Source organism: Pseudomonas sp. ITEM 17296, assembly GCF_028895205.1.
GTDB classification, from domain to species: domain Bacteria; phylum Pseudomonadota; class Gammaproteobacteria; order Pseudomonadales; family Pseudomonadaceae; genus Aquipseudomonas; species Aquipseudomonas kermanshahensis.
The window spans coordinates 1-645 of record NZ_WJRS01000081.1; the positions used below are offsets into that span (position 1 = coordinate 1).

The 645-nt window shown below is 60.0% G+C and carries 1 protein-coding gene and 1 pseudogene; one reads left to right on the forward strand and one right to left on the reverse strand.

All coding sequences use genetic code 11. From position 1 onward, the window contains the following. Positions 1 to 394, forward strand: a pseudogene (locus GIB19_RS28140) (PLP-dependent aminotransferase family protein); the annotation flags it as partial. Here GIB19_RS28140 and GIB19_RS28145 read toward each other — a convergent pair. Beyond that, a partial coding sequence (locus GIB19_RS28145) for a carboxymuconolactone decarboxylase family protein (protein ID WP_446731413.1) occupies positions 387 to 645 on the reverse strand: 259 nt, incomplete at its 5' end. The pseudogene GIB19_RS28140 and the gene GIB19_RS28145 overlap by 8 nt on opposite strands.

Consider the following 645-nt stretch of genomic DNA (forward strand, 5'->3'; position numbering starts at 1 on the left):
TGCCTTGTTTGCTGCCGGGTCACCGTCAATTACCCAGGCTTTGGTGGCGCAGTTCGTTGCTGAGGGACACTTCGCTCGGCATATCCAACGCATGCGCCGCCTCTACAACGAGCGACGGGCATTGACCATCGAAGCACTGGAGCGGAGTTTACCGAAGGGTATGCAGATGGAACGCTCGCCAGGCGGCATGCACCTGGTACTGCGATTGCCGGAGGACGTAAGCGACACCGCCCTGGCCGAGCAGGTGCTGGCAAGGGGCATGTCGGTACAAGCGTTGTCGCGCTGGGCTGCCTCATCGCAGCGTCAGTCAGGTCTGCTCCTGAGTTTTACCAACTGCGCCACGACTGCTCCAGGCGAGCAGCTTGGCGCGTTGATCAGCAAGTTACTCAGTTGAGGTTGGCCTTGTTCAGGTCGAACAGTTCATCGGACGAGCCCGGGATCGCCTGGAAAGCCACATTGAGACGATTCCAGCCGTTGATGGCGACGATCAGGAACGACAAATCCGACAGCTCCTGCTCGGAAAACTGCTCACGCGCACTCGCATACAGGCTGTTGGAGATACCATGAGGCGGCAGTTGGGTCAGGGCTTCAGTCCACTCCAGCGCCGCCCGCTCTGCTGGCGAAAACAGCTGTGACTCACGCCAG